This is a genomic window from Streptomyces sp. NPDC005151 (genome assembly GCF_053599875.1).
Map to the genome: position 1 here is coordinate 1 of NZ_JBSFYR010000183.1, position 6,536 is coordinate 6,536.

Here is a 6,536-nt window from a genome sequence, read left to right on the forward strand (position 1 = left end):
GACGACAGGTTCGACGAGGGCGACCGGTACTGACGGAGCCGCTTGCGCCATAGGGAAACTCCGGCCCGTCGGAATCGGGCCGGAGTTTCCGGCATACGGGGGCATTCCCCGGCAGACCCCCGGGCCCCGCGCGGCCACACCCACGCCCACCACACCCATGGTGCAGCCCGGCAGCAGCAGCGCGTCCTAGTCGTCGGACGTGGCGTCGGACACCAGGCGCTGGACGGTGACGGTTCCGGCCGGGTCCATATCGGATCGGCATGCCTGGATGCCGCCGTCGTACGAACTGCTGGGAATTCTGGCTCGCGCCAAACCTGAGGCGGGTCAGTATCCGGGTCGTCGTGGGTCCATTGCCCCGCGTGCCCGGTGGGCAGCGTCCTTGCAGAACCCTACCGGGCATACTCCCGCCACGGTCACCTCGGCAGGCGACGCGGGGTGCGGTCGCCGCAGAGTCCGGCAGGTTGCAGGACTCGGCTATGTCGCCATCGCGCCGAACCTCTACCACCGCTCCGGTCTGGAGACCGCCGGAGGTTTGGCCGCCGGCGATGCCAATCGGGAACGTGGCTTCGAACTGCTTGGCCGGCTGACCCGTGACGGCGTCGAGGCGGATCTGCGCGCCGCCCTCGCCTACGTTCGCGAGCATTCGGACGCAACCGAGAAAACCGGAATGCTCGGCTTCAGCCTCGGCGGCCACATCGCGTACTTCGCCGCAAGCCGGCTCGATCTCGCAGCAGCAGCGATCTTCTACCCCGGCTGGCTGCCCGTCGCGGGCACCGCGCTGAGTCGTCCGGAACCGTTGCTGGAGGCCACCAGCGGCACTGCCGACCACGACGTCCGGGTGCTCATGTTCTTCGCAGAGCTCGACCACGTCATCGACGCGGAGCAGCGCACGCAGATCAGTGATGCGCTCACGGCGTCCGGCGTACGGCACGAGGAAGTTGTGTACCCGGGCGCCCAGCACGCCTTCTTCTTCCCCGGACGCGAACCCTACGACAAGGCGGCCGCCGACGACTCGTGGGCCCGCGTGAGCGAACTGTTCGCCACCGAGTTCGGCCGGTAGTACGCCCCCGGGGGTGCTCGACCGGTACATCGCCGACGGGCGCTTGGGGTGTCCCGCGCCGTCGCGCGGGCCGCCTGCTGCAATGGCGCCATGAAGGGCGTGGGGTCCGAGAACATGGAGCTCCTGCAGGCATCGCCCAGCAGAGACAGGCTGGAGTTCTCGGGCATATGGGCATGTTGGTACGCCCCCTGGAACTCCGGTCCCGTGGAAGGGCGCGTCAACCGCATCATTCTGTGGAATCAGATTCGTCAAGTCCGCAGGGTCAGTGGGTGTGGTCAGTCAGGCTGCTGGATAGCGGGAGTGACAGGTTTTCCGTCGAGGGCCATGGCGGTGCTTCGGGCCCTCGCCGCCAGGTCAGGTGGACCTGGACGAAGCGAGCGGGATCTTCTTCGACGCTGAACAGCACTTCGTCGCACTGACCGCATCGGGCAACTGCGATGACGGGCTTGCCGAAGAGAGGATGCCCTTCGCTGACCTCTGCTTGCAGTTCAGCCTCCAGGGTTGCCCTGACCTGGGGTTTGGGCACGAGTATCCAGGGCTCGGGCAGCGGCTTCGGTTCCCAGTCGAACAGGTAGTCGTAGCGGGAGTCCACCCCGCTGTCAGCCCAGGGCCGCGAAGAGCCCTCGGGTCGCCAGGCGAGGCGCCAGCAGGCCCCGCAGCGCCGAATTTCACGCACCGGAGGGCGACGGAGCCTCGCGTGCTCAGCGGGTGGGGCCTGCGACAGGGTGCGGCCGGAGAGTCCTTCGCCGCAGGACGGGCAGATATCCATGGCCTCAGCATGGCTGATCGGGTCCGCACGGTCCCGTGCGGGCGGTGAGGTCGATGATGGGCAGGAGCCGGGCAGCGCTCGGCGCCTCGATCTGGCGTGGTGTCGGGCCGGCCGGAGTGGGTGTGTCGGCGAGGCGGTCGAGGAGACGGTCCAGGGCTGCCTGGCCGTCCTCGATGGCTTCATGCTCGTCGTCGGTCAACGGGATGGACACGGCCATCTTCTGCAAGTTGCTCTTGGCTTCGAGGAGTTGGGATCGCGTGGAGTCCTTGGGGGTGTAGAAGTCGCAGCGTGCGCAGGCCATGCGGTGCTGGCACTGCTCGAAGAAGGTGTAGCCGCAGTAGCCGTGTCCGAGGTCGTAGTGCTGCCAGGGCTCGCCGGCCGCGGCGGCACCGGAGGCGACCGCGTCGCGGTCGACCAGGACCTCGATGGTGCGCACGTTGCGCTCGAAGTAGCCGGCTTCGGAGTAGGCCCTGGACAGGGTGTTGGGTGTGATCTTCGCGTAGTACTGGGTGGATTGCGGTGATCGGTGTCCGAGCCAGGCCTGCAGCTCGAACAGCGTCATCGGTTCCTTGGCGTTGTAGAGCTGGCTGGCGATCGTGGACCGGGCGCGGTGGCTGGTGATGTTGCCGCGGACGTCGGCGGCCGGGACTCCGGCTTTGCGGCAGAGCATCGGGATGACCGTGTTGTTGATGTAGCTGGTGGAGACGCGGCGGGCCCGGACGGCGAACAGCGGGTCGACCAGCTCACCGGTGCGGCGGTCGGTCAGCTTCGGCTGGTCGGGGCGCACTGCCTGCCAGGCGTCGACGGCCTGCCCGAGGATCGGGTCGACCGGCTTGGTGAAGGCGGTGCCGGTCTTGTGGGCGGGGACGTCGAGCAGGCAGACCGCGTCGCGGGCCAGGACCTGCTGCGAGTCGCCGGCGATCGGTGCCCCGTCCTGCTGCCAGCGGACGCAGCCCACCCTCAGCCGGGCGATCTCATTGCTGCGTTGGCCGGAGAACAGCCAGGTCAGCGTGACAGCGCGGACCAACTCGAAGGGGTAGAAGTGGCCGGCGCGGGTCTGGGGAAGGTCGGCTGGCTCAAGGTTCAGGCCCGCCCACAGCAGCTTCGCCCAGACCTCGTCGGCGATGACCCTGGGGTCGGGCCCCAGCAGGGCGGTGATGCTGCGGGGGATGGCCAACGCGCGCAGGGGGTCGAAGCGGCGGGGCAGCCACTCCCATTCCTGGCAGTCCCGGAAGAACGTCCGCAGCGCGGTGATCTGCCCGGCCTTGCTGGGTGCCTCCAGCGGCTTGCCGAGGCGGTCAGCGAGTCCGATCGTGCGCTGGACGTAGTCGCCGACGTTCATCCGGTCCAGTGCGGCGATCCACGAAGCGCAGGTCTGCCGGGTCCAGTGGGCCGGATCGGCGGCGTCGGGCAGTTCGGCGGCGAGCCACCGGCCGACCTTGAGCAGGTTCGAGCGAACGCCGCCTCGGACGCGCGGGGTCAGCGTGGAGGTGGCGTGCCAGCGGTCGGCCCACTGTTCCCAGACCTGTGCGCCACCGGTGGCCCGGGCCGATTGGCGGCCGGTGCCGGAACGCGGAGGACCGCAGAATCCGAGCTCGGCCACCGCCCGCTGCATCGCGTGCAGGGTGTTCAACCGGCTGCCCTCCAGCAGCCCGTCGCGGCGGACCCGGTCGAACAGCGTGTCGTCCAGGTTCTCAAGGTGCGGGTTGCGGTTGAGCAGGAACATCTGGCAGGCCACCATCGGCAGCAAGGTGTCCTCCGCGGCGCCCAACCGGTAGCCCCAGGCGCCCAGGACCGCGCGCAGTCGGGCGATCTCGCCGTTGACGCGGTCGCGTCCGAAGATCCGCCAGGCCAGGGTGAGCCGCTGGAAGCTACCGAGCCGGTGGAACTCGTTGAAGGAGCCGAGGAGGTAGGCGTGCGCCGCGAGATAGGGGCGGACCTCGTCGCCTGCCCAGGCGGGCGCGTTGCGCCGGAACTCGGCCTGGGTGCGGCCAAGCAGGTGGAACCATTCGTCCTCGGTCCAACCCCAGAAGGTCCGCCCGCTCTCCGCGCACTGCGTCAGCAGCACCGCGACCACGTCGAGCATGGCCCGTCGGCGGTGCGGGGTCGACGGGGAGTCGAGCGCGGCGTTGACCTCCTCCAGCGGGCCCAGCAGCCTGGCGATCACGCGCCAGCCCGGCGCGGACGGGTCGTGGTAATGCAGTCGCCGCAGGTTGCGCACGCCCAGGTCGGACACGGCCCTGGCCTCGGCGGGGCGCAAGACCACGGCGGCCTCCTCCCGGGGCGGGGCTATCGGCCAGGACCAGCGTCCGGTCCAGTCCTCGACGACGCGGGCCGGCAACGGCGCGGTCATCGCAAGCCCCCCGCCGACGCGCTGTCCCCGGCCGTGAGCATCTGTATGCGCCAGGCGTGGATGTGCTCCATGCCGCGGGCCAGCTTGTCGGCCAGGTCCCGGCCCGACAGGTGGATGTACTGGAGCGTGGAGTCGGTGTTGCGGTGGCCGGCGAAAGTCGCGATCGTGTGCAGTTCCCAGCCCATCCGGGCCAGATCGGTCAGACACAGGTGCCGGGTGGTGTGGGTGGAGAACCGCGGGACACCGGCCGCCAGAGCGATCCGGCGAACCACCTTCGACCACGTCCACAAGGTCAACGGCTGTCCGTGGTTGCGCCGGGACTCCGACAGGAACAACGGCCCCCTGGCCCGGCTGATGGTGGCCCGGTGAGCGAGGTAGGCCGACATCAGCACGCCGGTCGACGCCGAGTACGGCACCACGCGCTCCAGCCGGTTCTTCGTCGTCTCCGCGCGCACCCGCAGCGTCCGGTGGGCCGGATCGAGGTCGTCGGTCCGCAACGAGCACAGCTCCTCACGCCGCAGCGCGGCGTCGTAGGCCAAGGCCAGCATCAGCCGGTTGCGGACCGGCTCCTCCCGCGCGACCTGCAGAATCTCCAGCCACTGCTGTTCGCTGGGGATCCACGGCAGCTTCGTCAGCCGCGGCACCAGCCCTCGCTGCTGCCCGCCTCGCTGGCGGCCCGGGGTATAACGGCCCCGGCCCACCGGGTTCGACTCACGCAGCCCTTCCTCCATCAGGAAGTCGTAGAACAACCGCACCGGCACCAGTCGCTGCTGGATCGTGGCATTCGCCAGTCCCGCCCCCGAGTCGATCGAGAACACATTGGCACCCCGACGACTGGGCCGCTCGGTCAACTCCCGCACATACAGGGCAATGTGGGCGCGGGTGACGACCAGCGGATCGACGTCTTCGCGCTCGCACACCTCCAGGTACTCGGCCAGCCCGCGGGCATAGGCATCGATCGTCCGAGGCGCACGACCCAGGTCGCTCCACACCTGCAGCCAACCCGCTGCCCGCTCGTGCCGCCCCAGCACCGGCCACTTCTCCAGCACCGCAATGCCGCTCAAACCGTCTCCCAAGTCCGTGGTCACATCGAGGAGACAAGATCATCCCCGATCGGATTCCACGTAACTTTTAAGTGCGTTGTGGCAAAGGGAGTCCCTGTTCGATCCGCGGGGGCTTTTTCGTGTGCAGGGCATGATCGCGGAGGGGTAGGGGCAGGCAGCGGACGGCTTGTTGTTGGTCGAGGAGGGTGCGATGCCGTCGGTGCTGGGGTTGATGGAACGGCGTGAGGCGCGGGCGAGGCAGGAGCTGGAGTCCTGGACGGAGGTCCTGGAGCAGGCTCAGGCGGAGGTGGATGCCGCGCGGGAGCGGGTCGAGCGGGCCCGGGTGGGGCGTGAGGAGCTCGTGTCGGTGCTGGCCGAGGAGAGCGCGGTGAATACGCCGGTTTCCGGGCCGTCTGATGGCGAGGTGGCTGCCACTGTGGGATCGAGCGGCTCCGGCTCGGGGTATGACGAGCGGCCGCCGGTGTGGCGGTCGGGCATGGGTGAGGAGGTGCTCAGCGGCCTGTATCGGGAGGTGTTCGCCGCGGTGGTGGCCGCTTCGGAGCCGGTGAGCGGGGTGGAGTTGACGCGGGCGGTGGGCCGGGAGGCGGACATCAAGAACGAGGTGGAGAAGATCCGGCACCGTGCCTACGCGCTGGAGAAGCGGGGCTGGCTGGTGCGGGAGAAAAGCGGCCGGTTCACGCCCGCGCCGGTGTCCGGGGCAGTCGGTCGGGGCGTTTCTCCGGCCAGCGCGGGGCGTCCCCGGCCATCCGGCGCGACAGCCTGATCACGGCGGACCACCACACCATCTGCTGGTGGTGATCGGGGCGGCGTTCGTGGTCGCGGTTGAGGCGGCGTGAGCGGGAGAGCCAGCTCAGCGTTCGCTCCACCACCCACCTGCGGGCCAGGACGACGAAGCCGCGTTGTCCGTCGGAGCGGCGCACGACCTCGATCCGGACTCCGTGGCGGGCGAACGCCTTCGCCAGCGCCGGGCCCTGGTAGGCGCTGTCGACCCACACCAGTTTCAGCAGCCGGCCCGGCTGGTCCATGAACGTCTCCAGCAGCGCGGGGGCGGCCTTGGAGTCGTGGACGTCCGCCGTGGTCACGGTGACCTCCAGGAGCAGGCCCTCGGTGTCGGTCAGGATGTGACGCTTGCGCCCGTCACGTGATTTCCCGCCGTCGTATCCGCGACTGTCCTCGCCGACGGTCTCGGAGGCATCCACCTCCTAATGCTGTTGTCAAGCCGCTGTGGTGACTGGGAGTTCGCATTGGTAGCACCGTCCGTCACGTATCAAAGCCCACAGGACGTTGACC

General features: G+C 69.4%; 6 protein-coding genes. 2 read left to right on the forward strand and 4 right to left on the reverse strand.

Going from position 1 to position 6,536, the window contains the following annotated elements; genetic code table 11:
- Positions 1 to 379: 379 nt before the first annotated feature.
- Entirely contained in the window at positions 380 to 1,060 is a 681-nt protein-coding gene (locus tag ACWD6R_RS39370; protein ID WP_451823158.1) for a dienelactone hydrolase family protein, read from the forward strand.
- 262 nt (positions 1,061 to 1,322) lie between these two features.
- Here ACWD6R_RS39370 and ACWD6R_RS39375 read toward each other — a convergent pair whose 3' ends face one another.
- The 3 genes from ACWD6R_RS39375 to ACWD6R_RS39385 form a co-directional block, all read right to left on the reverse strand.
- Positions 1,323 to 1,652, reverse strand: coding sequence for a hypothetical protein (locus tag ACWD6R_RS39375; RefSeq protein WP_451823159.1), 330 nt, complete (start codon positions 1,650 to 1,652; stop codon positions 1,323 to 1,325).
- Positions 1,653 to 1,833: 181 nt separating this feature from the next.
- Entirely contained in the window at positions 1,834 to 4,182 is a 2,349-nt protein-coding gene (locus ACWD6R_RS39380; protein WP_451823160.1) for a tyrosine-type recombinase/integrase, read from the reverse strand.
- A complete protein-coding gene (locus ACWD6R_RS39385; RefSeq protein ID WP_451823161.1) occupies positions 4,179 to 5,246 on the reverse strand; it encodes a tyrosine-type recombinase/integrase in 1,068 nt (355 codons plus the stop codon). The genes ACWD6R_RS39380 and ACWD6R_RS39385 overlap by 4 nt, the downstream gene beginning before the upstream one ends.
- Before the next feature lie 190 nt (positions 5,247 to 5,436).
- Between ACWD6R_RS39385 and ACWD6R_RS39390 the strand changes: the two genes are divergently transcribed.
- Positions 5,437 to 6,009, forward strand: coding sequence for a hypothetical protein (locus ACWD6R_RS39390; RefSeq protein ID WP_451823162.1), 573 nt, complete (start codon positions 5,437 to 5,439; stop codon positions 6,007 to 6,009).
- On the opposite strand, the gene ACWD6R_RS39395 is transcribed toward ACWD6R_RS39390, so the two are convergent.
- Positions 5,921 to 6,445, reverse strand: coding sequence for a transposase (locus ACWD6R_RS39395; protein WP_451823163.1), 525 nt, complete (start codon positions 6,443 to 6,445; stop codon positions 5,921 to 5,923). The two genes, ACWD6R_RS39390 and ACWD6R_RS39395, sit on opposite strands and share 89 nt — an antisense overlap.
- Between the last annotated feature and the right edge of the window lie 91 nt (positions 6,446 to 6,536).